Raw genomic sequence first — 1,138 nt, 5'->3', positions numbered from 1 at the left:
TCCCACACCAGATTGATACAAGCTAAAGCCTAACTGGGTTATTTGTATAACTGACCTCATCAGTTTTCCGACACTTCACTTACAGGTTCTGGCAGGGATGAAAACAGCGCGTCGAATTCTAATTCTCTTACTGGTGGTATTGATTGCCCTTCCGGCGACCATTATTGCGCTGTTAACCACCTCATACGCCAATTCTACATGGCAATGGGTTTCACCCTACCTTGGCTTACCGATCCAAGCGGAGCGCGTTCATTACGACTTCCCTTACCACCTTTCGCTGCAAAACGTTCGCTCCCAAGACGCTCAACTGCCTTATATTGAACAAGTCGACGTGTGGCTGAACCCTGACATACGACGAGATGGGAAATGGATTATCGATAGCTTGCTGATCGATGGGGTGAGTCTAAAAAAAGGCATACCGACACGGCCTAACTTAGAGTCGATCCAGTTCCACCAGATTGCGCTGAAAAATATTGATTACGCGGGTCCGCGCTTTTCCGTAACTGGATTGAGTATCCAAATCCAAGATCCTACTTGGAGCAACGCTCAACAATTATGGCCTTACGGCGCTATTCAGGCCTCTGCAGAGCAGATGTATTGGCACGATGAGGCGATACAAAAAATACTGGTTGATGTGGATTATCAAGCCCAAAACAGCACCCTCTATGGTACGTCTTTTAAATGGCGCAATAGCCAAATCTCAGGGCAAGGTGAGCAATATCCGCAAGGCTGGTCTTTGGTCAATGTCACGATTGATAAGTTGGCAATCACCAATACACAGCGACAATCTTTACTCTCTAAACCGTGGCAAGAATTGCCGTTCACCATTAACCATATCAATAGCCTCGACTTGCTTAACGCCGATATTGAATGGGGGGAATGGCACTGGCAAAACCTTGAACTGTCCGTTGAAGATGCCTCACTGCCTGCATCTCTATGGAATGCCACTGCCAAAGTGTCTTTACAAGCTGACAGTGTTCGTTTCCAAGAGCAAACCGCAATAGAGCCACGCTTGAACGCCATTTTCACGCCCGAGAATATCCAGCTCCAAGAACTGAGCCTAGATTGGCAGCAAGGCCGCATACAGGTTTCTGGTCAATTCAAACCGACGCACTGGCAACTCGACACGGCTTCTGTT

At 47.6% G+C, this 1,138-nt stretch carries 1 protein-coding gene; it reads left to right on the top strand.

Going from position 1 to position 1,138, the window contains the following annotated elements; genetic code table 11:
• Positions 1-97 precede the first annotated feature (97 nt).
• The coding region (locus R8N28_RS26230; RefSeq protein WP_318183784.1) for an AsmA family protein at positions 98-1,138 on the top strand (1,041 nt) is incomplete at its 3' end.

The organism is Vibrio sp. Vb1554 (assembly GCF_033344235.1).
Note: the sequence above shows the minus strand (reverse complement) of the source record. Positions and strands in the feature narration are given on the sequence as shown.